The organism is Streptomyces sp. NPDC054840, assembly GCF_053611065.1.
The window spans coordinates 1-25,388 of record NZ_JBSGZP010000010.1; the positions used below are offsets into that span (position 1 = coordinate 1).

A 25,388-nucleotide genomic window follows, 5' to 3' on the forward strand; every position below is an offset into this window, starting at 1 on the left:
GGGCGGGTGTCAAGGCGGTCACTGGAGGTTCGGCCAGGGTCGCTTGCGGGACACTACTGAGTCGCGGGTGAGACTGCAGGATGACTGTTGGGGGTGACGCCGGGCATCGCCGGCAATTCAGGCACGTCTGGCGTGAGATCTGAGGCCCATGCTCGGATGGCTGCTTCCAGGCCACTGATCTCGTCGCTCAGCTCGGGCAGGCCCTCGGCGCCCATCGCGCTTGCGATGAGTTGACTCAAAGCTGCCTGGACGTCCGGGTCGATCTCTGAAACCGGCACGTTAGAAGCCACGTCCGCAGGTACCGATGTGGCGGCGTAGGCGCTGGCGGACACGCTGGCAAATGGCAGGCACATGACCGCGGCCGCCACGAGCATTCTTCTGAGCTGCATGACTCTCCATCTCGAATTGGGGTCCTGAGACGGCCGTCCCTGACAGCTTCGCTGCCAAGTTCGGCCGAGTGAACTCTCGTCCCCTCAAGTCTTGGAGCGGCCATACATTATTGCCAACCGCAGGATCCGATTGGAGTACGCGTTCGGCGGTGCCAACGGTCGATTCCGAAGGACTGGCCCGGCCTTGTTCTTTATCCGCCGACCTCGAACAGTGTCTCGAACTGGGTCGCTCACCTGGGGTTTCGTCGGAGGTGGGGCGGCCTTAACGAGCTCGTGCATGGTTGGCGGTGCGGCGTCGAAAGGTGCAGGCGGTCCGGTGGTCACTGTGGCTGAAGGGCGCCGCGGGTGGCGGTCTGCTGGTGTGAGAGCAGTCCGGTGATGGCTTGGATGGTGTCGCTCATGTGCTCGCGGCGGCTAATGCCGGCCGATCTGTGCGGGGTCTTGGACGTGGTGGCGGGTTGTGCTGAGAGCAACTGCAGGCGGACGGTGATCTATGGCAGGCTCGGGCGTTCAGCGTGGTTGCCCGTATGGCGCAGGTGCCGCGGAACCCGGAGCGGGCAGCGTAGCCCTGAGCTGACCGGCCATCGCGGAACTTGTGATCTTCCGACAAGACTGCTGGGAACAGCCCATAGTTGTGGCGGGCAAGCGATGTTGGCGTTGGTCGCAGTGGCTGGCAGGCGGGCGTCTTCCTCTGCCTCCAACTGTTTCACCGCAAGGCACTGGGCTTCGTGCCGGGTGCTTCGGCGAGGCTCGGTCCGCACGCCTTGACCGACTGGGTAGCCTGGAATCACTGGGCCGAGCGCCACGCCATCGAAGCCGCCCGCACCGGCGTGACCTGCCCGAACGGTTCGGGCCGTGGAAGACCGTCTACGAACGGCACCGTCTTTGGTCTGGCGACGAGACATAGGAACGTCTCCTGGCTGCTCGGCTCCCGCCGCCCGGGCACCGGCGCCGCACCGTGATACTGGCCGTCATGACAAGCCTTCCGTCCAAGCCTGCGGCCCCGTTCTCACGGATCAAGGTCCGCGCCGGGGCCCTCGTGTTCTGCGGCAACGATGTCGCCCTGGTCCGCCGTGACCGCGCCGACTCCACCCACTACACCCCGCCCGGCGGCAACGTCGAAGACGGCGAAGACTTCACCGGCGCCCTGCGCCGAGAACTCAAGGAAGAACTCGACCTGGACATCGACCAAGCCGTCGGCGGTGACCTGCTGTGGGTCGTCGACCAGCGCGTCTCCCGCCCGGGCCCTACCCCACCGCCACGCAAGCTCCACCTGATCTACCGTCTCCACATCACCCCCGAGGTCCGCGCAACCCTCGCCGAGCAGGAACACGACGAACTCCCCGACGGCAGCCACGAAGTCGGTGTCATCGAGTGGATCGACTACCGCCAGACCGCCGAACTGCCGATCTTCCCGCCCATCGGGCCCGCCCTCGCCGATCTGGCTCACCCGCGCGCGACCGTCACCGACGCCGCTCTGGACGCCGTCACCGACGAGACGTACACCTGGGTGTGATCGCGATCCCCGATGGTCATGACGGTGACGCCGGGTTTGGTCAGTGCGGTCTGCTGCTGGGGGGTGTCTCTATGTCGTTCGTCAAGGACGCGATGTCTGGTGTGCGGCTGTTTGGGGTGGTTATGCGGCGAGGGTAATGGTGGGGGTGCGGGACTCGTAGAAGGTGCCGTCGCGGAGCATGGCGAACAGGACGCTGATGCGTTGGCGGGCGAGTCGCAGGAGTGCCTGGGTGTGCGTTTTGCGGCGTGCTCGTTGCCGGTCGTAGTAGGTGCGGGAGGCCGGGTCGGCGTTCATGCAGGCGAAGGCGGAGAGAAACATGGCACGTTTGAGCTGCCGGTTTCCGCCTCTGGGTGCGTGTTCGCCGTGGATCGAGGTCCCGGATGACTTGGTCGTGGGGGCGAGGCCGGCGCAGGAGGCGGGGTGGGCGGCACTGGGAAAGCCGGTGCCGTCTCCGACGGTGACCAGCAGGACTGGGGCGGTCCTGACTCCGACCCCCGGCATCGACGTCTGGCTGGAGGCAGCCCTGCGCGCCCACGAGGGCGACCCCGTGGCTCACCAGTCGCCAGAACGTGGTCGCCGACCTCCGCAAGCTCCGCGATCGCCTGGGCGCGAAGGCCCTGGGTGGGGCTGACGACCAGCGGTTCCTGCGGCTGGCGACGGCCTTCGCGGCCGAGGTGACCGTCCCTTTCTCGCCCTTCCCGCGCTGGCCCTTGTGGAAGGACATCGGGGTCAAAATCGACAAGGATCCCGGGAAGTCAAGCGGCATCGGATACAACGCGTTCCATATGGCCTGGTGAACGGGACCCTGCCCCCCGACTACACCACGCTCCTGTGCGTCCGCCGCGACCCGCTCGGCGGTGGCCCCAGCATCCTCTCCGACGGCCACGCGGCCGTGTCGCGGCTGTCGCAAGACTGTCGCGCGCTCCTGGCCGAGGCGGCCTACCACTACGGGACCTTCTTCGACCTGCACGGCGTCGGCGAGGAGTACGCGCAGTTCCCCATCCTGGACGGCTCCAACGGATTCGTCCGGTTCACCGTCAAGATGCTGGAGCGGTCGCAGCTCGGCCAGGCGCACGCCGACGCCGCCAGGCAACTCGCCGAGGAGCTCGTCCGGGGGCAGGTCGCCTTCATGCTCGAATCCGGGGACTACCTCATCGTGAAACAGCGCCGCTTCCTGCACGGCCGGGAGGCGCTCCAGGACGGCCAGGAGACCATCGAGGCCACAGACCGGCGGCTGCTGCTCCAGCTGTTCCTGCGCGCGCCCGCCGACGCCGGCCCGGCCGCGTAATCGGCTGACGGCACGGCGAGCTTCCGATCTTCGCCCCGAGTCCTGCGCCGAGCCCGCGGCAGGTTCACGGGGCGGGGACCGGCCGGGGAATCGTCGCGCGCCGGGCTCCCCTGGCCCCCGCCGGATCTAGATACGCGAGTTGCGCATCGATTGCCAGGCAGCGCCAACCAGTGCCTGCGTCGCCCGCGGGACGGACAGATGCTCGTGCTGGCGGTAGAGGGCCCAGTTGTACTGCACGAGCGAGAGCTTGTTGGAGGACAGTGATCCCGCCTGGTGGGCTCTGTATACCGCGAGGGGCTCGGCCAGGCCCCGGGCGTCGAATCCGTCCCGCATGATCGACAGCCAGAGAGCGTAATCCTGCCTCTTGCGCATCTCCGGCATCAGCCTCGTGCCCAGGACGTTGCGGTCGTACATGGCGGTGAGGGCACCGATGTGGTCCTGGAACAGCATCGCGCGGTAGTCCACATGCTTCCGCGCGCGGACCACTCGGCCGTTCGGCACCCAGTCGGTGCTCTCGCCGTCGTAGTCGGCGTCCATCTTGAAGTACGAGGTGAAGGTCAAAGGCGCGGCGCCCTCCGCTGCGAAGCGGAGCTGCTTTTCGGTCTTCTCCGGGAGCCACATGTCGTCGCTGTCGAGGAAGGCGATGTAATCCCCGCGGGCCCGCTGCATCGCGAGGTTGCGGGCTCGGCCCGCGCCGCCCTGTTCAGGTGCCGATTCCGGCAGGACGCGCTCGTCCTCCTTGGCGAATTCGCGGAGCAGGTCCATGGAGCCGTCGGAGGACTGATCGTCGGTGATCAGCAGCTCCAGGTCGCTGTGGGTCTGCGTGAGCACCGACCGGACGGCTGCGCTCAACGTCGCTGCCGAGTTGTACACGGGCATCACGACAGACACCAAGGGCACAGCGATTCTCCTTGCCAGACCAGGAACGACGGTCCATTCAAGCACCGCAATCGAGTAGCTGGCCGCCGGGAGCCGCAGGTCGCCGCCACCTTTGGGCAACCCGGCCCAAGGGGGCGGGGTTGGAGAATCTCAGGAGCAGTGATGATTGACACGCCCTCGCCCGGTCCGGCGGTCACCGAGCTGAAGCTGACCGGCCCCGCCGATGAGGTGGCCCGGCTGATGCAGCTGCTCAGCGGCGCAGCAAAGGTGATTTTCGGTCCCGTCACACAGCCCCAGCGCGCGGGGGAAGTCTCGTGCACCGCTCAGCTGGTCGCCCACCCCTCCTCCGGGCCTGTCTCTGACGCGCAGAGCGCGTCGCTGACCGTGCAGGTCGGGCTTGAGGTCGAGCCGGCGCGATTGCGGGTCTGCGGTGAGGGTCCGTTGCGGCCGCCTGGGTGCCGCGCGGGATCCGGTCGCGTGCCTGCGCCTCAAGGCGTTCAACGAACACCGCGATCCGCTCCTCCTCCTCGGCGGCGAGCCGGTCGACGTCGATGTCGGTGTGCGCGCCTGCCTCGATGTCGGCAAAGTCGATGTATTCGACGCCGTCCGCAGCCGAGCCCGTCGGCTGGTTCAGCTGACCGCGTCTGCGGGGCGAGGCGGACGCCGCCGCTCTGGTGCAGGAAGCGACGGGCGTGCTGCATCGGCGCCCCGAGCGCCCGCCCAATCAAGCTGAACGACTGTCCCTCGCGCCAGCGTCTCCAGATCTCGTCTTGCTGAGCCGGCGAAAACCCGTAGTCACGCACCTGCGCCTCCACGATCACATGATCATCCGAAGGTCGTGCGTTGATCACTTGAGGGGGCCGGGTGAAGAACCCCTTCGATGCGGGCCAGCGGCCCTACGTCAATCCCACCTACTCGCCCACGCCCGGATACACCGAGGCGGAATGGGCACGGTTCTTGGCATGCCCCGGGACGAGCACCGCGTCGCGGCGTACCGCAAGCGCGCGTACGCCCTGCTGCTCACGCTCGACACCTGCTGCCTGCGCATCGACTCCCTGCTCAACGCCCGCGTCGAGGACCTCGGCTACCACAAAGGGGCACCGGGTGCTGCTCCTGGACACTGTCAAGGTGGCGGCCAGAAGAAGAAGCCGATCCCTCCCATCGCCTGGGACGCTTTCCAGGACTACCTCGACGGACGCACAACCGGCTGGCTGTTCTGCACGGCATCCGGCGCTCAGCTCGACGAACCGGCGGTGTGGCGGCTCCTCCAGCCCGAGGCCAAGCGCGCCGGGCTCCCACTGCGCTGCCCGCACGGCGTGAAGGGCGACGCCGTCACCCATGCCCTCGCGAAGCCGAACGCCCGCCCGGACAAGGTCCAGCAGTGGGCCGACCACAAGGACTCCCGCACGACCCAGCTCTACAACCGACGCAGGGAACTCCTTGACGACAGCTCCGGCTGCGGGCTCGCGGCCGATGTCGCCGGAGCGCTGACGCGCGACGACCTCTGACCTCGTTGGGAAACAACGGGACCATGGCTGGCGGTCCCGCCGAGGTGATATTCCGTCCTCGGCTCCGGCCGCTTCGACGAAGATGCTCCACATAGAGAAGGGGGAATCCGATGACCGGATCCGAAAACGGTATCTCCATCACCCACCAGCTGGAGGCGCACGACTGGTCGAACGAGGAGACGGCGGCGTACGAGGCCGCGATCGAGGCGGTGAACGGCGTAGTCGGCGCCTACAGCGCGCTGATCGCAGCTGAGCAGGCCAAGCCGGTTCCCGACCAGGACGTCATCCGGAACGCTCAGGCGGGGCAGGCCCGGCTGGCCCGGGAACGTGAGGGGCTGCGTTCCACGGGGACCGTGAGCAGATCGCCTTGGCCCGACAGCACTACGCGCAGCTCGCCCGCGAGGTTCGGGACGGCATCGCGTGATCGACCGGGCCGAGGTGGAGCGCCACCGGCTACGGTCGGAGGAAAACCGGGCGATCTTCCGCAATCGGATCGTCCCGCACCTGCTGGAGCGGCGGGTGCCGTAGGAGATGCCCACCGTGGTCTTCCTGGTCGGCCAGCCCGGGGCCGGCGCACCCCCTCGCCCTCCGGGTCGTCGGCGTTCCACTGCCGGAAGCCCCACGGGTCGACCGCGGCGGCGTCCAGGACGTCCCACACGGTGTCCTCGGCGTGCTCCTGGCGCCGGTGGCGTTCCTGTCCGGTACCGGTCCCCGAGTCGCAGCGACCCGACACCAGTTCCGTACATCAGGGATGCGGAAGGCGCCGAAGCCATGGGGTCCCGCGTTCTGCCAGTCGAGGATGCGAGGGGACCAGCAGGGTCGAGCGGTGGTTGCCGCAACGTCACCAGCTGCGCGTGGTGAGGGTTTCGGTGGCCGGGTTGCTGATTTTGACTGTCCCGTGGTCGTTGTACTCGTGGGAGTGCCAGTCGACGAACGCCTTGGCCACCTTTTCGGCCTTCGGTACGTCGGGTGAGTCGGAGTCGCGGAGTTCACGGTCGAGGTCTGTGATGATCCGGATGGAGGCAGGTGGGCCGGCCTGCTCGGTCAGCACATGCATGGAGACTGCCAGGAGGTCCTTGGCTGATTCGTCTTGTGCCAGATGTTTACGGAACGCTTCCGTGGCAGGGCCGCCATTGCCGGGCCAGTTTGATGCCGGGGCGGCCTCGGAGGGTGCGGCAGCATCGGGTGTGTCGTCGTTGCCGTTGCTGCAGGCCACTGCAGCGGCGGCGCAGAGAACGGTGGCTGCCGCGCTGAGCCCGAGTAGGTGACGGCGGTTGCTGCGCGAGGGCCTTCGGCCGGTATTCCGTAATGCGGCGCAGTCATTCTGGGCCATGAGTTTCATGCCATTCCGTTTCCTGGGGGCTCTCCTGCATCAGGGGACGTGGTCTCCCCTGCACAGGTTCCCTGGCGCGGCAGGATGCCTGCGTGGCCTTCTTCGACTCCTACGGCCGCCCCGAGGAGACCGAGGCCAGCGCGTGGCGGCCCCTGTACGAGGGGTGGCACATCGGCGCGCTGCGCCTGGAGCGCCACCGGCTCGGCAACGAGGTCGGCGTCGATGACTCCCTACCGGGCGGTGGCCGAGGAGCTGGCCGCACTGATGTGACCACGGGCATGAGGAAGGGGCGCCGCCCCGCGCGGGGTCGCGCCACTTCCTGGCTCCGGGCTCCCAGCTCGGGTGCCGGTGTCGGGGGCCATCGAACCGGCCAGTAGCTGGGGCGGGCGGCGGTACCGAACGCAGTGATCTCCGTGTGCGCACCGTGCGGAAATGCGCCCAGGGCCGGAGTACCCCAGACCCAGGCACGCGTTCCCGTTCCGCCGAACGGCGGCCACGGCGGTCCGTCAGGGCCAGAACACGAGCATGATCAAGCCGTGACAGCTATGCCGCGACGGGAACACAAGGACCCGTGCCTCACGGTTTCCCGGCTTCACGCTTGAGCAGGCCGACAAGACACGGGAGACCGGACGCCACCTCATGCCCAGTACCGGACCTCCCGGTCCGCGCTGTGGCCAAGAGCGCCCAGGGCAGCGCGAAGATCTCAGATCTTCCGCCGTCTGCTGCCCGCCGTTGTCGAAGGCTGCGACACCTGGCCGTCTACGCGTCCCGGTACCGGCCCGATATTGCCCGAACCCCGTGCCGTGTTCATGCCATCGATGTCATAATCGGACCTTGTGTGGACAACGCTTGCGCCGCTCATCGGCGTCCTGCTCGGCGGGCTCATGTCGATGCTGGCCCAACGCTCGGCAGGACGCGCCTTGGAACGCGGCGAGGCGCGCCGCAGTGTCCGTGAACTTGCCGAGGCGCGCCGCAACGAGCGTCTCACGCACCTCATCGCATTTCTGTCTGCGGTGCAGGAAGCAGAACGAGTCGCGGTGGATCGGTATCACCACAACCTGGCTGACGAGCAGTGGCAGGCCCGGGCAAGGCAGGTCCTTGACAGGGTGTGGGTGACGCAGAAGACGATCCACGTACTGTGCGCGTCCGAGGTCAGCGAAGCGGCACGCAGCCTCGCGTGGGCAGTACAGGAGGTGATCAGGAAGGGCCCCGAAGACCCGGGAGAGCCACAGGATGAGAAGGTCTGGACGCACATCCATCCGAGCCGACAGGCATTCCTTGATCTCGTACGCGACCAGCTGAGTTGAAGCCCCTGGGAGGGATTCGGCAGCTGCCGTGAGCTGCCCGGGACAAGCAGCACCAGCTCCGACCTCCATTGTGCGGCGAGCGTCATCTACTTCGCCGGCTTCTCGAGGGACGCAAAGCCCGCCGCGGCGCAGGCAGCATGCATGTCCACGGGCCAGCAGCACGCCATCGAATGGCCCCTTGGCCCATCGGCAAGCTGAGCACGATCACTTCGGAATGACTCGTCTAGTAGTGCTTCGTTAGGTTGCGCCGGGTGGGTGGTCGTCTGTCCGGGCCGGGGGCGGTAACTCTCGGTGGCAGGTGGGGCATGCGCCGGTCCAGCACAGCAGCAGGTCCTGCAGGGTCTGGAGGACTTGGTAGAAGGTCAGGCCGGCGCTTGGGCTTTTGGGTCCAGGCGTCGGAGGGTGAGGAAGGCGTGGGCGGCGGTGACGAGGGTGACGTGGTGGTGCCAGCCGCGCCAGGTGCGGCCTTCGAAGTGGTCCAGGCCCAGGCCGTGCTTGAGTTCGCGGTAGTCGTGTTCGATCCGCCAGCGGATCTTCGCCATGCGGACCAGGTGTCGCAGCGCGGTGTCGGCGGGGAGGCTGGTCAGCCAGTAGTCGGTGGGCTCGTCCTGGTGCGGCGGCCATTCGGCGATCAGAGTCTCGGCAGGCAGGACGCCGTCCCACCCGCCACGCCCACCGGCTCTCTCCCGTGCGGCCTTCGTCGCCGCGACGCCGGCCGGGCGGACCTCCAGCACGATGAAGCGGCTGGTCATCGCGCCTTTGCTGCCCTGGCGCCAGGTGCAACGCCGCAGCCGGCGCCGTCCGGCGGTCGTGACCAGGTCTTTCAGGGAACGGGCCGGCTCGCGGTAACGCGGCAGCCGCGGGGCGCCCATCCGTCCTTCTCGTTCCGGCGCGGTCGGCATCGCCTGCCCGGGGTGGGCGCTGGTGTCACCGCGAACGGCCACGACGTAGTCCAGGCCGCGGTCGGCCACCGCGGTCCGGAAGGCGTGCATCTGGCCGTATCCGGCATCGGCCACTACGACCCGGCCAGCCAGCCCCCACCCGCGCGCCTCGTCGATCACGTCCAGGGCCAGACGCCACTTCTCCCGGTGCCCCAAACCGTCAGGCACCCCAGCCTTCGCACGGCGCCCATCGCCCGGATCAGCCCACTCCGCAGGCAGGAACAACCGCCAGTTCAGCGGCACCGAAGCAGCGTCGGTGACCGCATGCAGGCTCACTCCCACCTGACACAGCGACTTCTTGCCCAGCGCCCCGCACCACTGCCGCGCCGCCCCCACCGACTGGTCTCCCGCCTTGGGGAAGGAGGTGTCGTCGATCACCCACGCCTCCGGAGAGATCTCCGAGGCCACCTTCGTCGCAACGGACCGCAGCACCGGAACGTGGTCCCACGTCGACTGGCTGACGAACTGCTGCAAGGCCTGCATGTTGCCATCCGGCAGCCGCTCAGCCATCGGCTGGATCGATTTGCGCCGCCCGTCCAGCATCAGCCCACGCAGGTAACAGTCCCCCCACCCCCGCTGATCCTTGCGCTTCAACGATGCGAACACCTCGGCAACGAACTCGCCAAGGCTTCCCCGCAGTTCCTCGATCTCCCCAAGATCCACGACCGCAGCATGCACCACCACACACCGCCCGATCAAACCAACCTAACGAAGCACTACTAGTGCTGTGACCGGAAAGGTTCACCGGGTCACGACGCCCGGCACGGCACCTCGCCGCGTTGTACGTCCAGTACGAGCCGCGGCCCTCCGCCTTGCGATGCACCACACCGGACGCCGCAACCCGGCAAACCTTCCCGGCCACAGCACTAGACGCTGTCCCCACCTCACAACGCTCGGACGGATCGAGCGTCGCCGGACGGAACCGAGCAGTGCGGAATCGGCACAGGCCGGAGTCCGACGACTGCATCCACCGACTGCAGCAGACACCTATCCGGTCGGCTGCCCGGCAGCCAGTGAAGGGCCGGGAAGTGCCGTGTCGGATGGGCTGCTTATGGGGAGATAGAGCGGCTGAACGGAACGTAATTGAGAGGTCACGTGAGGCGCGCAGGCGTTCGTACCGGTTCGCGATGAGGGCCTGCGTCGCCCCAGCCCGCCAGCCCCCAACCAAAGTGAACCTTAGGCAGGTTAACTCTTCCGCTTATTTCGCTTATGGAAGGATGGTCGGTGGTGAGCAGAATGCGACTCGGAGTCAATGAGCGGGCGGGGCGATGAAGACGATCGGGCTGATCGGCGGGATGAGCTGGGAGTCGACAGCGGAGTACTACCGGTTCTTGAACGAGTTCACGCGCGACCGGCTTGGCGGGCTCCATTCAGCCCGATGCGTGATCTATTCGGTGGATTTTGCGGAGATTGAGCAGTTGCAGGTCCAGGGACGCTGGGTGGATGCCGGCGAGATCCTTGCTGCGGCTGCTCAGTCTCTGGAGGCAGCCGGCGCTGACCTGGTGCTCATCTGTACCAACACCATGCACAAGGTCGCCGACGTTGTCGGGGCAGCGGTGTCCATCCCACTGCTGCACCTGGCTGATGCCACCGCAGACGCTGTGCGGGCATCGGGCCTGCGCCGGGTCGGACTGCTGGGCACGGCGTTCACCATGGAGCAGGACTTCTATCGAGGCCGCCTTGAAGCGGGCGGCCTCGACGTCAGCATCCCGGATACCGAGGGGCGCGCACTCGTGCACCAGGTGATCTACGAGGAGCTCTGCCTCGGCATTGTGCGGGACGAATCACGCACTGCTTATCAGAAGGTCATCAAGGACCTTATTGCCGCTGGCGCGGAAGGCATCATCCTGGGCTGCACTGAAATCGAGCTTCTCATTGGTCCTGGAGACAGTCCCGTTCCAGTGTTCCCCACCGCACGACTTCACGCCGAGGCAGCCGTAGACGCAGCGCTGTCGGGCGCCCAGAACGACACCCCCACGACGCCCGCATCCCGCTGACTGGAGTGTGACCTCACTCCCCGCCTGGAGCTGCGCGCCACGCGCGCCGCAGCAGGAGCCATCCAGGTGTCGAACGGACGGTCGCCGGGGACCTCGGTGGGTGGTTCAGCCTCGTTGGTGCAGGGCTCGGGTCCAATCCCGGTTGGCCTCCCTCGCGCTGAACGCGGGCGGCCAGGCGGGTTTTGCGCGCCCCGGCGTTGGCGAGCTCGGCCTGGAGCGAGGCCCGGCTGACCGGCGAGCTGCCGGCCGGGTCCTGGGCTGCCGGTTCGAGTTCGGCAGCGTGGACGATTTCGAGCAGGTCGCGATGGCGGTAGAGGAAGCTGCGGTCCACTCCGGCTGGCCGGGCGACGGCCGAGACGCGGCGTCATCCCCGAGTTCACCGGCCACCAGGTCGACGAAGTCACCTGGACCACCACCCACGGCGACCTCCACTACGGCAACGTCACCCGCGGCCCGCACATCCTGGCCTGGGAAGGATGGGGCCGCGCCCCCATACGGCTACGACGCCGCCACCCTGTACGAGTACGCGCTGCTGACCCCCGATACGGCCGCCCGCATCCGGGCCCAGCTGGCCCCCGTCCTGGACCGGCCCGAGGCCCACACCGGACTGCCGACCGTCTGCGCCCAGGTCCTCCAGGCCCAGGACCGCGTCGACTTCTACGCCGAGCTCGCCGACGCCGTGCGCGAGCACCTGGCCCAGCTGCAGCCCGCCCCCGACGTCATCGGCAGGGGCTCTGTGGCGCTGCAAGCCCTTACCGCGGGCGGTCAGGGGGCGAAGGCCGTACGGCGCGGGTCATGGTCATGGTGTGGTGGAGGCCGTTCGGGATGCGTGGTGCCGTGCGTCGGTGACGATGAGCGAGACGTTCTGTCCACCGAAGCCGAAGGAGTTGCTGAGTACGGCCTCTTGGGGGAGGTCTCGTCGCTCTGCGACGACATCGAGGTCGATGTCCGGACCGACGCCGGCCACGGTGAGGTTGCGGGTCGGCGGGATGACGCCGTGCTCCACGCTGAGGACGGCGATGAGGGCTTCGATGGCGCCGGCGGCGCCGAAGAGGTGACCGAGGGCCGCCTTGGGGGCTGTCACGGTGGCGCGGCCGAAGACCTTGCCGATCGCCCGTGCCTCGGCGACGTCACCGACCTCGGTTCCGGTGGCATGGGCGTTGATGTGGCTGATCTGCTCGGGGGCCAGGCCTGCCTGCGCGAGCGCTTTGTGCATGGCCGCGATCTGGCCGGAGCCGTCTGGAGCGGGCGCGGTGATGTGGTGGGCGTCGGCGGCGATTCCGGCGCCGGCGAGCACCGCGTGGACGTGCGCGCCTCGGGCGCTGGCATGCTCGGCGCTTTCGAGCACCACGACGGCCGCGCCTTCGCTGATGACAAATCCGCTGCGGTCCGCGGCGAACGGCCGTGACGCCGAGGCGGGCTCGCCGGTGTGCCGCGACAGTGCTTGTGCCTGGGTGAAGCCGGCGACGGTGACCGGGGTGATCGCGGCTTCGGTCCCGCCGGCGATGACCACGTCCGCCTCGCCGGCGCGGATGAGCCTGGCGGCCAGGGCGATCGCCTCGGCGCCGGAGGAGCATGCCGAGACGGGTGTGTAGACCCCGGCCCGCGCGCCGTATTCGATGCTGATCAGTGCTGCCGCCGCATTGGGCATGAGCATCGGAACCGTGCGTGGCGATACGCGCCGCACCCCGGCCGTCTCCAGTGCGTCGTCCTGCTTGAGCAGTGTCCCGACGCCGCCGATGCCCGTGCCGATCGCCGACGCGAGCCGGTCCGGGTCCACCTCCGGGGCGCCGGCATCGGCCCAGGCTTCGGCCGCCGCGGTGAGGGCTGCCTGCTGTGAGCGGTCGAGCCGCCTGGCCTGCACCGGCAGCAGCCGCTCCGCGGGGTCGACTGCCATGGTGCCCGCGACGGTGGCGGGAAGGCCGGTGCCCTCGTAGCCCGGCAGGACGCCGCGGCGTATGCCGGACTCGCCGGCGAGAAGGGCGTCCCAGGTGGACTCCACGTCTCCACCGAGTGGGGTGATCGCGCCGAGTCCGGTCACGACGACTTCAATCCGGTGCATTTTCCCTTGAACCTTTCTTGTATGCGATACAAGCCAACGGCCTTGTTGTATCACATACAATTAAGACGTGGAGAAAAAGCGAACCGAAGCACGATCAACACCGACCCGGTCGCGGGACCGCGGCCGGGCGACCCGGCGCCGACTGATCGAGGCAACCGCGCGGCTCTGCAAGGAGCGGCCCGGGGCCGAGGTGAGCGTCGCGGAGATCGCGCACGCGGCAGGCGTCTTCCCCAACCAGGTCACCTACTACTTCGGCTCCAAGGACTCGCTGCTCGTGCACGCCGCCTTCCTCGGTCTGCTGCACGACGCCCGCCGCATCGAACGCATCGGTCGCCAAGCCCCCGATCCGGCGGCGTTCCGGCGCAACATCGCCCGCGCCGTCCTGGCCATGCCCTCGCTCCCATCGGTCGCGCGGGCACTCGCCGCCGGTGTCTCCAAGCCCGAGCTCGCCCCCGTGGTCGACCGGCACCTCCAGCTGCTCTTCCGCCAGTCCGAACGTTTCATGGGCCAGCTCATCGACAACCGCGGCTGGAGAACCCGCCGACCGCTCAGCGTGGAGACCAGGACGTTCTGGAGCACCGCGCTCGGCGCGGTGCTGCTCGTCCGCGCCGGGGCGAACGGCAGCGTCACCGACCTGGACCTCGCCGGAGCACTGACCATCCATGAGGCCCCCGAGCGCGGCTAGGCCGAGTGTCGAAAATGAATCTTGAGACGTGAATGATCACGGTTCATGGCATGGGGAGATCTCACGGACGGGCAGTGGGCGGCGCTGGAGAAGGAACCACCGGGCGGCGAGTTCACCGAACCCGGTGATCACGGGCTGGGACGCTCGCGCGGTGGGTTCACCACCAAGCTGCACCTGGCCGTCGAGCAGGGCCAAAGGCCCATGTCGATCGTGATCACGGCAGGACAGCGCGGGGATTCACCACAGTTCGAACCGGTACTGGCAAAGGTCTGCGTGCCCCGCATCGGGCCGGGCCGGCCACGCGTACGCCCCGATCGCGTGCGGGCGGACAACGCGTACGCCTCCGCAGGAACCGCGCCTACCTGCGCCGCCGCGGGATCCGCTCCACCCACCCCAAACAAGGCCGACCAGGCGCGTAATCGCCAGAAGCTAGGCTCCCGCGGCGGCCGGCCGCCGCATTTCGATCCGGCGGACTACCGCGAGCGTCATGCGGTCGAGTGCGGTATCAACCGCCTCAAGAGACACCGCGCCGTCGCCACGCGATACGACAAGCTCGCCGGTCCGCTAGGAGGCGGCCGTCCTTGTCGCGGCCATCAACGAGTGGCTGTGACCCACGCCTCTCGGCTCTAGCCTCTGCCCCGCCTTCCCTCTTAAGCACGGCCGCAGCCGCCCCGTCCTCGTCGTCTGGTCCGAGGATGACCGACCGAGCAAGCCCTAGCGGGCCGCGTAGGCGGCCTGGACTTCGTCTGCGCGGTCGGTCCACCAGTGCAGCAGAGCCTCATCCGACAGGAACATGGCCCCGAAGGCGGGATCGTCGCGGTCGAGGTAGAACTCCAGCTGCCAGAAGTCGGTCATCCGCTTCCACCACAACCGGTTGACTGCGTCGGCAACGTACGCCTTCGGCAGGTCGATCACGTCCCGGAAGCCGGAGCAGAAGGCAGCGACGCGATCGAGGTCGAAGACCCCGCCGACGCCGAACTGCACCTGCGCGGTCCTCGCGACCTCTTCTCCGTACGGGCGCACGCCAAGCCGGTCCCAGTCCAGGATCGCCACCACCCGGCCGGCGTCACGCAAAAGGTTGCGGTACTGAAAGTCGCCGTGCGTCCACCCGAAAGGCCCGGCCGGGACATCGGTCTCCGGCCGGGCTTCGGCGTATCGGGCGATCAAGTCGCGGCGCGCGTGAAGGGCTTCGGTGGCAGCTTTGGCAAAGTCGGTCACCGGAATAGATTGGAGCCGGTCAATCAGGGCGCCAGCCGCTCGGTCGGCCATGGCCGGGTTTCGGACCTTCGCGGCCGGGGGCTGTTCCGGGATGGGGCCTGGCGCATGGCTGGTCAGGGACTCGTGGAGTCGGGCCAGGACACGGCCAAGATCGCGAACTTGATCAAGAGTGAGTCCCGTTCCCTCTACGTGCTGGCCGTCCACCCAAGGCAGGACGCAGTAGCCATGCCCCTCGATCTCCGCCACAAGATCGCCGTTGTCCGCAGCCAGCGGCGTGGGTGTAGGGATGCCGTCTCCGGCTAGGCCAGCGAGGACAGCGAGGTTCCTGCGGGCCTTGGGCAGGGGGACGTCGGTGATCTCCTTCACCGCGTACGTACCTGAGCCTGTGTCCAGACGCCAGTTGCGGTTCATCAGACCGTGGGCAAGGAACTCCCGACCTTGGACTTCGCCCAGGCCGAACGTGCGGGACAAAGCTGGCATGGCCGCCAGCAAGTGGTCTTCTCGGGTCGTATCCGTCACCCCTTGCACGGTACGCCGACGTCGAGTGCCGCACCGGATTTCGTCACCATCTGTCCTCGGAAGGCGGCGGGCACCTCTTCGGTCGGTAGCCAAGCCGTGCGCTTCTGTGTTGCAGGCCCACCTTCACCAGCTGGCCCGGACCCCGACTCGCAGCAGCGACGCCCACACGACACCGGAGCGTACAGACCAGTCTCGTCCGGGGCGTCAGCTCTGGCTGCCACCCACAGGTATGGCAGCACCAGCTCCACCAGCTGATCCGGTTGCGCGTGCTCCTCTGGGCTCGTCAGCACCCCAGGATCTCGTTGGCGCAGCCCTGCACATTCGTGGGGTCGAGGGTTGCGAGCTCCCAGACGATAAGGCCCATGGGGTCGCCGGACGCTGGTGCGACTGTCATCGTGACGGGCGGGCCGGCGGGGAAATTGATGCGTACCGGGAGCTTGCGCGCGGTACCCGCGCAGGTGACGTCGACTTGTTTTTTCGAAGCTTCCCGGGTGAGGGAGACCGTCACCTTGCGCACGTCCGTGCTGTCGCAGACGACATCGAGGCGGTAAGGCTTCTCGCCGCTCGTCTCCAGTTTCTCGTTCATGCCCGAACCGACGTGGGGAGACCCGAACCGCACACGTTGCGCTGAGGCGTGATCGTCCTTCAGGGCCGCTTGGGCCCTTTGCAGGGCGTCGTCCGGCTCCCACACCGCCTCGGGGGCTGGGTCCTCCCCCTGCCCGGTGCATCCGGCAAGAGTGGTGGCGACAGCCAGGAGGACAAAGAGCTTCGGTATGCGCACGGCGGTGTCCTTGGTTCGTGCGGTGGGGTGCAGGCCCAAGCCCCCACCGTCAGGGAGATTTAGTGGCTACGTCGGTACAGCTCTGGTCCACACACCTTGGCGCAGGGGTCGTCCGGACGGACAGCGCCGTTTACCGCGGCTGCGAAGCCTGCTGCGGCTGGTGGCACGAGCTGGTACTCGCGGCCGACCGCGTCAGCCTGGGTGTTGCCGTACACGGAGACCTCGCCGTCCGACCAGCGGACGAAGAGGTCGTCTTCCCAGTCGTTCATGCCGTACTCGCCCAGAGCAATCACCCGCGCATAGGTCCATGTCGGGCTTGATGCGACGACGCTCTCGTTCTGCAGCCGGCCGGTGTTCACGTCGGGGAAGACGCTGACCTTCCCGCTGGCCCATACGACCAGCAGGTCGTGGTTGGGGGTGGTGCCGTTGCTGTCGCCGTCAAGGTCGCCGCCGGTGATGAGATTGGCGGTCTTCCAAAGATCGTTCGGCGCCGCGAGCTGTTCTTCGGCGTGTAGTCCGGCGCCGTCGATGTCGGTGTACTTGGTGACTGTGCCGTTGCCGCTGTCGTTGCGGATGGCCTGGTGAAGTCCGTTGTCGCGGTAGTAGTTGCTCTCCTGGGGTGCGGGTCTGAGACAGGCACTGCCCCAGCTACCCGTGCTGGCTGCCTTCCTCATCCTGCTCCTGGTCGGCTCAGCCGCTATCGAAGGCATCACCCGGCGCCCGACTTCGGGGACCAGGCCGGTCGGGCTCCAGCGGTCCAGAGCCAGATGGCCGTTTGTCCTCTTCATCGCAGGGATCTCTTCAGCTGCTTGGGGTCTGATTACAGAGGCGTCCCCGGAAAGATCGGATTCGTCGTTGGCGCCGTGGTCACCCTGGTAGCCCTGCCGAATGCCGCAGCCCAGCTCGCACGCTTCACGGCACGCCGCCTGGCCCGCTCCGGCCGCGACCGAGGCGACGCCGAACGCATTGTGGCCGGCCGCTGGCTCGCCGCCCGACCGGCGACCCTTGCGAGGCTCAGCTCCGCTCTTGTAGTCGGACTGGGTGTCATCGTGATCGGCCAAAAGATCACCACTCAGTTCACCGGCCCGGCCGAGGACGCGAAATATTGTTTTCACGGATCCAGTGCGGAGCTCGTACAGATCCGTTCCAGGAACATTCCCGCCACCGCGCAAGGTTTTCTCGACGCGCTGCAATCCGAGAAGATTTTGCGATACTCGCCCGAACCGACGTCGACCGCAGCAGCGAATCCGGGCGGAAGCCCTTCGACAATCATGGTTACAGGTGACTGTGAAGCACTGGCCGCTTTGGGTGAGATGGCATACTGTCCGACCGGTCCGACGCCACGTCAGCAAGTCTTCCGCACCCTCAGCCCTGTGAGTGGCATCCACACACCGGGGCGCCGGTACTCCCGACGCTGCTCCAGACCGGTGTTCCACCTGGCGCGCTCGGCTCGCGCCCGGTGCACGGCTGCGGTCTCGGTGGCGGCAAAGGCGCGGCGGCGCTGCAGGGCGGCGCTGTCGATCGGCGCTTCCTCGGTTTCGGGGAATGCCTCTTGTCTGAGCTCCCTCAGCACGCGGGGCTTCCGCGCGGCCGCCTCTGCGATGTCCAGGGCCACCTCCCGCGTGCGCGGGACGGTCTGGTGCGCCGCGAGCGCCCGGTGAAAGCCCTCGGGAGCCATGTCCCGCGTACGCACCGGCGCTTCGGGTCCGGCGGCCGCCGCCGGTGCCGCAGAGGTCTTACCGGGCTCCGGCACCGTGGTCTGGCCGACGGCCAGGAGCCGGATGGTCCGGACGGTCAGAGCCACACGGGGCGGGCGATAGCCACCAGGGACCTCGCACCGGACTCCGGGCTCAGCACCGCACGCCGGGCACGCCAACTCATGAGCGTGCCTCTTCCCCGCCCGCTGCCCCGGCACGAGAGCCGCGTCGCGGTCAGATCCAGCCCCTGACTCCTGGCCTCCGGTACCGCCCGTCTCGGATGGAGGTCCGGCGAGACCGGCACGCGTCCTCCACGACTCGACGAGCTCCCGCTCCCGGGTGCTGAGGACGCTGCCGGCCTCTTCAGCCGCTCGCAGCAGCCGGCGCACTGAATCCCGCATGACCTCACGCCCAAGCGACCGGCGCCCGGTGGGACGTCGCCGCAGAGACGACAGCAGCGCCCGGGCCCGTTCTGCTGCCCGCCGGGCCCGCTCCGCGTCCTGCTGGGCTGCCAGGATCTCTTCCTGCCGCTCCTGTGCATCAGCGGCCAGCAGAGCGTCAGCCTGCTCCGCGATTGCTGTCTCGGCCTCGGTGCGGTCATGGTCCGCGGTCCCGTTGGCCATCACCAGCAGGTGACCAATCGCCACTGACGGCCTCGACCTGCTCGCCGCCATCGTCGAGCTCGGCGGTGAGCTGGAGCTCCCAGCTACCCGTAACGGGCGCTTTCAGGGGCGCGGTCATCCCCGAAGGCTGCGCGGTCAGCGCCGGCCGCCCCGGATGCGGCGGTCGTCGGCCAGTGCGGTAAGCGGGCCGAACTCGCGGGCAAGCTGGTTCCACGTCAGAACCTCGCCACAGCGGGCCGGGAACTCCTTCGGGTTGAACTCGGGCATGGTCCAGGTGCCAGTGCCCCGGTCCCGCAGCCACAGGTCCCCGTCACCGTCGACCACAGTCGGCGGGACCGGTACGGGCTCGGCCTGATCGGTGGGCTCCCAGGTGACCCGGCCCGGGTGGGAAACGCGGCGCAGCTCGGTGGTGGCCAGCCGCGCGGCCAAGTCACGGGTGGACTCTTCGGCGTCCTTGACCGACGCGAGTCGGAATGCGTCGTCGAGTACGGGCAGGGCTGGATTCTTGCTGCGCTTTGAACTCATACGCTGACTACCTCCGGTGGGGGGCGTCACATCCGTTATGGCACCCCGTAGAGGAACACGGTATCCGAGCCGGGAGCCGGGCCGGCTACCACCACTGTCCAGGTGGAGGCGCTGACACACCGGGCGGTGGGGCTAGGTGTATTGCCCCGGGAGGTTGTGGACGGGTGATGCAGGTCTCGGCTGAGGCGTCTTGAACGGGTGAGGGCCTTCCGGGTTCGGTGTGGATTGCGACGTCTACACCGAGCGACAGAAGGCCCTCATGCCCCACCGTAATGCACCCCTGACCGAGACCGGGCGGCTGCGCCTGGCCCGCTGCGTGGTCGAGGACGGCTGGCCGCTACGGCGAGCCGCGGAACGCTTCCGGGTCTCACCGACCACCGCCCAGCGGTGGGCTGACCGCTACCAGGCACTGGGCGAGGCCGGGATGGGCGACCGCTCCTCCCGCCCCCTCCGCAGCCCCCGGCGAACCCCGACCCGCACGGAACGGCGGATCATCAAGGTCCGCCTCGCCCGCCGGTGGGGCCCGGCCCGCATCGCGCACCTGCTGGGCCTGGTGCCGTCGACCGTGCACCGCGTACTGACCCGATTCGGCCTGGCCCGCCTGTCCCATCTGGACCGGGCCACCGGCCGTGTCATACGCCGTTACGAACATGACCGCCCGGGCGAGCTCGTCCACGTGGACATCAAGAAACTCGGCAATATCCCCGACGGCGGCGGCCACAAGACCCTCGGCCGGCAGGCCGGCCGCAAGAAACGGCCCCGCCTGGGCTACAGCTACATCCACACCGCCGTCGACGATCACTCCCGCCTCGCCTACAGCGAGATCCTCAGCGACGAGAAGAAGGAGACCGCCACGGCCTTCTGGGCCCGGGCCCAGGCCTACTTCACCAGCGTCGGGATCACCGTCGAACGTGTTCTGACCGACAACGGGTCCTGCTACAAATCCCACGCCTGGCGCGACGCGCTGGCGGCGGCCGGGATCACACACAAGCGAACCCGGCCCTACCGGCCCCAGACCAACGGCAAGGTCGAACGCCTCAACCGCACCTTGCTGGAGGAATGGGCCTACGCCCGCCCCTACCGGTCAGAACAGGAACGACGCGACGCGTTCCCGAAGTGGCTGCATACCTACAATCACCACCGCGGACACACCGCGCTCGCAGGCAAACCACCCGCCAGCCGCGTCCCCAACCTCACAGGGCAATACAGCTAGATCGTGCCCAGCTTGATGATCGACAACAGGGCGACCAGCTGGATCGCGGACGCGCCCAGGGCCTTCGGCCACGGCAGGTCGTGCGACTTGCTGACCAGCGAGGTGAACAGGGCGCCGGCCGCCACCCAGGTGGCCCAGCCCAGCACCTGTACGACCATGTTGTCGCCGCCGAGGAACACGGCGAACAGCAGGCGCGGCGCGTCCGTGACGGACATGACCAGCATCGACAGGCCCACCGTCGGCTGCCACGAGCCGTCGCCGCCCAGCTGGCGGGCCAGCGTGTGCGTGACCGCGCCCAGGATCAGGCCGCAGATGACGAAGGCCACACCGGCGGACAGGACGATCGGGATGGCCTTCGGCACGGTGGCCTTGATGACGTCCTCGCGGGCGTCGTCGAGGCCGAAGACCGCGAGCAGCCCGTAGAGGAAGGTCACGATCAGCGCGGGGCCCCAGACGGCGTAGTCGCGCATCTGGAGGAAGGTCTGCCCGGGCCGCGTCACGATGCCGCGGAGCAGTTCCTTCCACGGCAGCCGCGGCCCGGACGGCACCGCCGAGGCCGCGCCCGCCTGGTAGGTCGCGCCGTGGCCGTACGGGTCCTCGCCGACGGCGAAGACCTGGGTGTGCCCCGGGTTGTCGTTGTTGTAGCCCCCACCGCCCCCACCGCCCCCGCCGCCTCCGTGGCCGTACGGGGGCTGCTGCGCGTGCGGCTGCTGCTGCCCGTACGGGTCGAAGTACTCCGGCTCGCCGTGACCTCCCGCGTTCGGCTGCGGCCACTGCTGCTGCGGTGGCGGGCCGCCGACGGGAGGGTAGGGCGGCTGGCCGTACGGCGGCGGTTGCTGCTGACCGTACGACTGCTGCTGCTGCGGGGGTTGTTGCGGAGAGCGGTTGTTGTCCCTGCCGCGTCCGATCCTGAATCCAGCCACGTGATCGAACGTACCTGGTCCGGCGAGCATCGGTGGACGGGCAGCCGGAACAGCCACCCTTTGCGGCTGACCTGTGACATCCCTTAGGGGATCCCGGAGGGGCTGTTCCCAGCCCGGGTTCGACTCTGTCCCCTGACCGATTTACGAGACTGTGGAGTGTTCTGCGGCTTTCCGTTATGTTGCCAATGAAATGCGCATATATCGGGTCCGTAGCTTCGTACGCGCCGGAGCTTGAGGAACAACTGCTCGGCCGCTACTCCTTCTCGCTGCCGGACCCGCCCGGCGGCCTACGGCCGTTGCGCGATGCGGACGCGGTGGACGAGGAGTAGGTCAGTGGCTGCGCGGCGCGTACATGATCACGGCCATGCCCGCGAGGCAGACCAGGGCACCGATGAGGTCGTAGCGGTCGGGGCGGTAGCCGTCGGCGACCATGCCCCAGGCGATCGATCCGGCGACGAAGATCCCGCCGTAGGCGGCGAGGATTCGGCCGAAGTTGTCGTCGTGCTGCCAGGTCGCCATGACGCCGTAGAGGCCCAGCGCGATGACGCCGGCACCGATCCAGGTCCAGCCCTTGTGCTCGCGGATGCCCTGCCAGACCAGCCAGGCGCCGCCGATCTCGAAGAGGGCGGCGACGACGAACAGGGCAACGGAACGAGCGACGGTCATAGCGGTGGACCCTACCGGCGGCCCCCGCTCGTGAGCTTCAGAGGGTCGGCTGCCCCCTTGCAGCCGCACCCGCCCTCAGCTGCGGTCTTCGGCGCGCAGGGGCACGAGCGGCGGCGTTGGCCGTACCACCAGCTGCCGGCGGCGAGCACGACCAGGACGACGGCGAGGGTGGGCAGCCGGCCCACCACCGCTCCGGCCCCGGCTCCGACGACGCCCGCGGCGATCAAGGGCCCGCCGAAGCCGCAGCCCAAGCCCGCCCTCAAGAAGGAGATCCGGAAGGAGAGCTCGGTGCGGATCACCCCGCCCGACGGGCGCATCGCCAGGCTCGTGGACGGCCCGGGCGGCAAGCGCGGCGAACCTCTCCACCCCGGAGGGCCGCGCGCTCGCCACGATCGATCCGCGACGTCCGGGCATCCAGCAGGACGGCTGGACGTACGAGCTCGTCCGGGACGGCGACCGCGTCACGTTCGTCGTCATCGACGGCAAGGGCGGCGGAACAGCTGGTCTACGACTTCTACGACTTCAACGGCAGGCTGACCGAGACCTGCACGGTCGACCCGGCGGCGGCCGTTGCGGCCGGGCGGGGCTTGGCTCGCTGAGCCACCAGGGCTGAGGCCCTGCCCTCTCGTACAGACGGAACGGCCGGTCCCCCGGGTGGGGGACCGGCCGTTCCGGTGCTGCGGGTGTCCTGCGTCCTACTTGGCCTCGGCCTCGGGCTTGGTTTCGGCCTCGGGCTCGGTCTCCGGCTCTGCCTCTGCCACAGCTTCGACCTCTGCCTCGGCGTCCGTCTCGGCGTCCGCGTCCGTCTCGGCCCCTGCTTCAGCGGCTGCCTTCGCCTCCGCCTCGGCCTTGGCCTTCGCTTCCGCCTCCGCCTCCGCCTTGGCCTTGGCTTCCGCCTCCGCCGCAACCTTCGCGGCAGCGGCAGCGGCAGCGGCCTTCGCCTCCGCCTCGGCCTTCGCTTCCGCCTCGGCCTCCGCCGCGAGCGCGGCCAGCTCGGCCTCCGTCGGGCCCGGTGTCTTCACCGAGTCCAGCAGCAGCTGCGCCACGTCGACGACCTGGACGTGTTCCTTCGCCTGGCCGTCGTTCTTCTTGCCGTTCACCGAGTCGGTGAGCATCACGAGGCAGAAGGGGCAGGCGGTGGAGACGATGTCCGGGTTCAGGGACAGGGCCTCGTCGACGCGCTCGTTGTTGATGCGCTTGCCGATCCGCTCCTCCATCCACATCCGCGCGCCACCGGCGCCACAGCAGAAGCCCCGCTCCTTGTGGCGGTGCATCTCCTGCTGGCGCAGGCCCGGCACGGCCGACATGATCTCGCGCGGCGGCGTGTAGACCTTGTTGTGCCGGCCCAGGTAGCACGGGTCGTGGTACGTGATCAGGCCGTCGACCGGCGTGACCGGCGTGAGGCGGCCCTCGTCGATCAGGTGCTGCAGCAGCTGTGTGTGGTGGATGACCTCGTACTCGCCGCCCAGCTGCGGGTACTCGTTCGCGATGGTGTTGAAGCAGTGCGGGCAGGTCGAGACGATCCGCTTCGCCGACTTCGGCTTACGGGTCGAAGGATCTTCATCGTCTTCACCGAAGGCCATGTTCAGCATGGCCACGTTCTCCTGGCCCAGCTGCTGGAACAGCGGCTCGTTGCCCAGGCGGCGCGGCGAGTCACCGGTGCACTTCTCGTCGCCGCCCATGATCGCGAACTTGACGCCCGCGATGTTCAGCAGCTCCGCGAAGGCCTTCGTGGTCTTCTTGGCCCGGTCCTCCAGGGCGCCGGCGCAGCCGACCCAGTAGAGGTAGTCGAACTCGGAGAGGTCCTCCGCGTCCTTGCCGATGATCGGGACCTCGAAGTCCACCTCCTTGGTCCACTCGACGCGCTGCTTCTTCGCCAGGCCCCAGGGGTTGCCCTTCTTCTCCAGGTTCTTGAGCATCGTGCCCGCCTCCGACGGGAACGCGCTCTCGATCATCACCTGGTAGCGGCGCATGTCGACGATGTGGTCGATGTGCTCGATGTCGACCGGGCACTGCTCCACGCACGCACCGCAGGTGGTGCAGGACCACAGCACGTCCGGGTCGATGACGCCGTTCTCCTCGGCGGTGCCGATCAGCGGGCGCTCGGCCTCCGCGAGAGCGGTGGCCGGGACACCGGCGAGCTGCTCCGCCGTGGCCTTCTCGTTGCCCTCCATGTCCTTGCCGCCACCGGCCAGCAGGTACGGGGCCTTGGCGTGCGCGTGGTCGCGCAGCGACATGATGAGCAGCTTCGGGGACAGCGGCTTGCCCGTGTTCCAGGCCGGGCACTGCGACTGGCAGCGACCGCACTCCGTACACGTGGAGAAGTCGAGGATGCCCTTCCAGGAGAACTGCTCGACCTGGGAGACACCGAAGGAGTCGTCCTCGCCCGGGTCCTCGAAGTCGATCTCCTTGCCGCCCGAGGTCATCGGCTGCAGGGCGCCGAGGGCCGTGGAGCCGTCCGCGTTCCGCTTGAACCAGATGTTCGGGAAGCCGAGGAAGCGGTGCCAGGCGACACCCATGTTGGTGTTGAGCGAGACCGTGATCATCCAGGTGAAGGACGTGACGATCTTGAGCGCTGCGAAGAAGTACGTCAGGTACTGGAGCGTGCTCAGGCTCAGGCCGTCGAAGGCGGCGATCAGGGGGTACGAGGCGAAGAAGCCCGGCTCCCACCCGTCGACGCCGTGCTGGGCACCCTCCAGCGCGCGCAGCGTCATGATGCAGACGCCGACGATCAGGATGACGGCCTCGACGAAGTACGCCTGACCCGTCTTGGAACCCGTGAAGCGGGACTTGCGGCCCGCCGCGCTCGGTCGGCTCAGCTGCCGGATCACGATCAGGGTGACGATGCCGAGCACGGTCATCAGGCCGAGGAACTCGGTGAAGATCTCGTACGGCAGCCAGTCACCGATGATCGGGATCAGCCAGTCGGCCTGGAAGAGCTGGCCGAAGGCGTTGACGATCGTCAGCAGCAGCGAGAAGAAGCCCACCGCCACGAACCAGTGCGCGAAGCCGACGATGCCCCAGCGGTTCATGCGGGTGTGGCCGAGGAACTCCTTGACCAGGGTGATGGTGCGCTGCGTGGGGTCGCCGGTGCGCGTGCCCGCGGGCACTGGCTGGCCGAGCCGCACGAAGCGGTAGATCTGCACGGTGGCACGGCCGAACAGCGCGACGGCCACCACCGTGATGACCAGCGACACGATGATCGCGGCGAGTTGCATGGAAGGGCTCCTCGGGCGGCACTTACTAAGCGGTAACTTATGAAGTCAAGGCTTGAGGTTACCCATTCCCGACGCCGCAATGTAGCTGAGCGTGCGGTGA

26 protein-coding genes and 2 pseudogenes are annotated in these 25,388 nt (G+C 68.3%); 11 read left to right on the top strand and 17 right to left on the bottom strand.

Going from position 1 to position 25,388, the window contains the following annotated elements; genetic code table 11:
- Nucleotides 1-53 precede the first annotated feature (53 nt).
- Entirely contained in the window at nucleotides 54-389 is a 336-nt protein-coding gene (locus ACWGIU_RS01795; protein ID WP_453701728.1) for a hypothetical protein, read from the bottom strand.
- Between the two features lie 973 nt (nucleotides 390-1,362).
- Here ACWGIU_RS01795 and ACWGIU_RS01800 point away from each other — a divergent pair.
- Nucleotides 1,363-1,905, top strand: a complete 543-nt coding sequence (locus tag ACWGIU_RS01800; RefSeq protein ID WP_453701729.1) for an NUDIX domain-containing protein — start codon at nucleotides 1,363-1,365, stop codon at nucleotides 1,903-1,905.
- Between the two features lie 120 nt (nucleotides 1,906-2,025).
- On the opposite strand, the pseudogene ACWGIU_RS01805 reads toward ACWGIU_RS01800, so the two are convergent.
- Nucleotides 2,026-2,412: pseudogene (locus ACWGIU_RS01805) on the bottom strand (transposase); the annotation flags it as partial.
- A gap of 62 nt (nucleotides 2,413-2,474) precedes the next feature.
- On the opposite strand from ACWGIU_RS01805, the gene ACWGIU_RS01810 reads away from it, so the two are divergent.
- Both ACWGIU_RS01810 and ACWGIU_RS01815 read left to right on the top strand, forming a co-directional pair.
- On the top strand, nucleotides 2,475-2,702 hold the full coding sequence (locus ACWGIU_RS01810; protein ID WP_453701730.1) for a hypothetical protein: 228 nt from the start codon (nucleotides 2,475-2,477) through the stop codon (nucleotides 2,700-2,702).
- Nucleotides 2,699-3,193 (top strand): TauD/TfdA family dioxygenase, encoded by a 495-nt coding sequence (locus ACWGIU_RS01815; protein ID WP_453701731.1) that lies wholly within the window; start codon nucleotides 2,699-2,701, stop codon nucleotides 3,191-3,193. Before ACWGIU_RS01810 ends, ACWGIU_RS01815 begins: the two co-directional genes overlap by 4 nt.
- Before the next feature lie 126 nt (nucleotides 3,194-3,319).
- Here ACWGIU_RS01815 and ACWGIU_RS01820 read toward each other — a convergent pair whose 3' ends face one another.
- Nucleotides 3,320-4,093 (bottom strand): glycosyltransferase family 2 protein, encoded by a 774-nt coding sequence (locus ACWGIU_RS01820; RefSeq protein WP_453701732.1) that lies wholly within the window; start codon nucleotides 4,091-4,093, stop codon nucleotides 3,320-3,322.
- Between the two features lie 620 nt (nucleotides 4,094-4,713).
- Nucleotides 4,714-4,875: pseudogene (locus ACWGIU_RS01825) on the bottom strand (IS30 family transposase); the annotation flags it as partial.
- Between the two features lie 159 nt (nucleotides 4,876-5,034).
- On the opposite strand from ACWGIU_RS01825, the gene ACWGIU_RS01830 reads away from it, so the two are divergent.
- Entirely contained in the window at nucleotides 5,035-5,580 is a 546-nt protein-coding gene (locus ACWGIU_RS01830) for a tyrosine-type recombinase/integrase (protein WP_453701733.1), read from the top strand.
- A gap of 841 nt (nucleotides 5,581-6,421) precedes the next feature.
- Here the strand turns inward: ACWGIU_RS01830 and ACWGIU_RS01835 are convergent.
- On the bottom strand, nucleotides 6,422-6,922 hold the full coding sequence (locus ACWGIU_RS01835; protein ID WP_453701734.1) for a hypothetical protein: 501 nt from the start codon (nucleotides 6,920-6,922) through the stop codon (nucleotides 6,422-6,424).
- An 83-nt stretch (nucleotides 6,923-7,005) separates the two neighbouring features.
- Here ACWGIU_RS01835 and ACWGIU_RS01840 point away from each other — a divergent pair, with 83 nt between their 5' ends.
- Both ACWGIU_RS01840 and ACWGIU_RS01845 read left to right on the top strand, forming a co-directional pair.
- Nucleotides 7,006-7,290, top strand: a complete 285-nt coding sequence (locus tag ACWGIU_RS01840; RefSeq protein ID WP_453701735.1) for a hypothetical protein — start codon at nucleotides 7,006-7,008, stop codon at nucleotides 7,288-7,290.
- Nucleotides 7,291-7,749: 459 nt separating this feature from the next.
- Nucleotides 7,750-8,220 carry a hypothetical protein gene (locus tag ACWGIU_RS01845; protein ID WP_453701736.1) on the top strand — a complete coding sequence of 157 codons (471 nt, stop codon included), beginning with the start codon at nucleotides 7,750-7,752 and terminating at the stop codon, nucleotides 8,218-8,220.
- Nucleotides 8,221-8,582: 362 nt separating this feature from the next.
- Here ACWGIU_RS01845 and ACWGIU_RS01850 read toward each other — a convergent pair whose 3' ends face one another.
- A complete protein-coding gene (locus ACWGIU_RS01850; protein ID WP_453701737.1) occupies nucleotides 8,583-9,824 on the bottom strand; it encodes an IS701 family transposase in 1,242 nt (413 codons plus the stop codon).
- A gap of 605 nt (nucleotides 9,825-10,429) precedes the next feature.
- Between ACWGIU_RS01850 and ACWGIU_RS01855 the strand changes: the two genes are divergently transcribed.
- Nucleotides 10,430-11,158 (top strand): aspartate/glutamate racemase family protein, encoded by a 729-nt coding sequence (locus tag ACWGIU_RS01855; RefSeq protein ID WP_453701738.1) that lies wholly within the window; start codon nucleotides 10,430-10,432, stop codon nucleotides 11,156-11,158.
- Nucleotides 11,159-11,600: 442 nt separating this feature from the next.
- On the opposite strand, the gene ACWGIU_RS01860 is transcribed toward ACWGIU_RS01855, so the two are convergent.
- On the bottom strand, nucleotides 11,601-11,906 hold the full coding sequence (locus ACWGIU_RS01860) for a hypothetical protein (RefSeq protein ID WP_453701739.1): 306 nt from the start codon (nucleotides 11,904-11,906) through the stop codon (nucleotides 11,601-11,603).
- Nucleotides 11,907-11,957: 51 nt separating this feature from the next.
- Nucleotides 11,958-13,220: a beta-ketoacyl-[acyl-carrier-protein] synthase family protein gene (locus tag ACWGIU_RS01865; RefSeq protein ID WP_453701740.1), complete on the bottom strand. Its 1,263-nt coding sequence runs from the start codon at nucleotides 13,218-13,220 to the stop codon at nucleotides 11,958-11,960.
- A 67-nt stretch (nucleotides 13,221-13,287) separates the two neighbouring features.
- On the opposite strand from ACWGIU_RS01865, the gene ACWGIU_RS01870 reads away from it, so the two are divergent.
- Together ACWGIU_RS01870 and ACWGIU_RS01875 are read left to right on the top strand one after the other, a co-directional pair.
- Nucleotides 13,288-13,905 (top strand): TetR/AcrR family transcriptional regulator C-terminal domain-containing protein, encoded by a 618-nt coding sequence (locus tag ACWGIU_RS01870; RefSeq protein WP_453701741.1) that lies wholly within the window; start codon nucleotides 13,288-13,290, stop codon nucleotides 13,903-13,905.
- 45 nt (nucleotides 13,906-13,950) lie between these two features.
- The gene (locus ACWGIU_RS01875) at nucleotides 13,951-14,535 is read left to right on the top strand and encodes a transposase (protein WP_453701742.1); all 585 of its coding nucleotides are present in this window, start codon (nucleotides 13,951-13,953) and stop codon (nucleotides 14,533-14,535) included.
- An 84-nt stretch (nucleotides 14,536-14,619) separates the two neighbouring features.
- On the opposite strand, the gene ACWGIU_RS01880 is transcribed toward ACWGIU_RS01875, so the two are convergent.
- From ACWGIU_RS01880 to ACWGIU_RS01900, 5 genes are all read right to left on the bottom strand, one after another.
- A complete protein-coding gene (locus ACWGIU_RS01880; protein ID WP_453701743.1) occupies nucleotides 14,620-15,642 on the bottom strand; it encodes a phosphotransferase in 1,023 nt (340 codons plus the stop codon).
- 283 nt (nucleotides 15,643-15,925) lie between these two features.
- Complete coding sequence (locus tag ACWGIU_RS01885) at nucleotides 15,926-16,423, bottom strand: hypothetical protein (protein WP_453701744.1); 498 nt, start codon at nucleotides 16,421-16,423, stop codon at nucleotides 15,926-15,928.
- A gap of 59 nt (nucleotides 16,424-16,482) precedes the next feature.
- On the bottom strand, nucleotides 16,483-17,616 hold the full coding sequence (locus tag ACWGIU_RS01890; RefSeq protein WP_453701745.1) for a hypothetical protein: 1,134 nt from the start codon (nucleotides 17,614-17,616) through the stop codon (nucleotides 16,483-16,485).
- Nucleotides 17,617-17,768: 152 nt separating this feature from the next.
- Entirely contained in the window at nucleotides 17,769-18,227 is a 459-nt protein-coding gene (locus ACWGIU_RS01895) for a hypothetical protein (RefSeq protein WP_453701746.1), read from the bottom strand.
- Nucleotides 18,228-18,878: 651 nt separating this feature from the next.
- Nucleotides 18,879-19,268 carry a hypothetical protein gene (locus tag ACWGIU_RS01900; protein ID WP_453701747.1) on the bottom strand — a complete coding sequence of 130 codons (390 nt, stop codon included), beginning with the start codon at nucleotides 19,266-19,268 and terminating at the stop codon, nucleotides 18,879-18,881.
- 259 nt (nucleotides 19,269-19,527) lie between these two features.
- Between ACWGIU_RS01900 and ACWGIU_RS01905 the strand changes: the two genes are divergently transcribed.
- The gene (locus ACWGIU_RS01905) at nucleotides 19,528-20,481 is read left to right on the top strand and encodes an IS481 family transposase (protein ID WP_453701748.1); all 954 of its coding nucleotides are present in this window, start codon (nucleotides 19,528-19,530) and stop codon (nucleotides 20,479-20,481) included.
- Here the strand turns inward: ACWGIU_RS01905 and ACWGIU_RS01910 are convergent.
- On the bottom strand, nucleotides 20,478-21,404 hold the full coding sequence (locus ACWGIU_RS01910; protein WP_453701749.1) for a Yip1 family protein: 927 nt from the start codon (nucleotides 21,402-21,404) through the stop codon (nucleotides 20,478-20,480). The two genes, ACWGIU_RS01905 and ACWGIU_RS01910, sit on opposite strands and share 4 nt — an antisense overlap.
- Before the next feature lie 185 nt (nucleotides 21,405-21,589).
- Between ACWGIU_RS01910 and ACWGIU_RS01915 the strand changes: the two genes are divergently transcribed.
- Nucleotides 21,590-21,733 (top strand): hypothetical protein, encoded by a 144-nt coding sequence (locus tag ACWGIU_RS01915; RefSeq protein ID WP_453701761.1) that lies wholly within the window; start codon nucleotides 21,590-21,592, stop codon nucleotides 21,731-21,733.
- Between the two features lies 1 nt (nucleotide 21,734).
- Here the strand turns inward: ACWGIU_RS01915 and ACWGIU_RS01920 are convergent, their stop codons facing one another.
- The 3 genes from ACWGIU_RS01920 to ACWGIU_RS01930 form a co-directional block, all read right to left on the bottom strand.
- On the bottom strand, nucleotides 21,735-22,070 hold the full coding sequence (locus tag ACWGIU_RS01920) for a YnfA family protein (protein ID WP_453701750.1): 336 nt from the start codon (nucleotides 22,068-22,070) through the stop codon (nucleotides 21,735-21,737).
- An 11-nt stretch (nucleotides 22,071-22,081) separates the two neighbouring features.
- Nucleotides 22,082-22,417 carry a hypothetical protein gene (locus tag ACWGIU_RS01925; protein ID WP_453701751.1) on the bottom strand — a complete coding sequence of 112 codons (336 nt, stop codon included), beginning with the start codon at nucleotides 22,415-22,417 and terminating at the stop codon, nucleotides 22,082-22,084.
- A gap of 348 nt (nucleotides 22,418-22,765) precedes the next feature.
- Nucleotides 22,766-25,288 (bottom strand): (Fe-S)-binding protein, encoded by a 2,523-nt coding sequence (locus ACWGIU_RS01930; protein ID WP_453701752.1) that lies wholly within the window; start codon nucleotides 25,286-25,288, stop codon nucleotides 22,766-22,768.
- Between the last annotated feature and the right edge of the window lie 100 nt (nucleotides 25,289-25,388).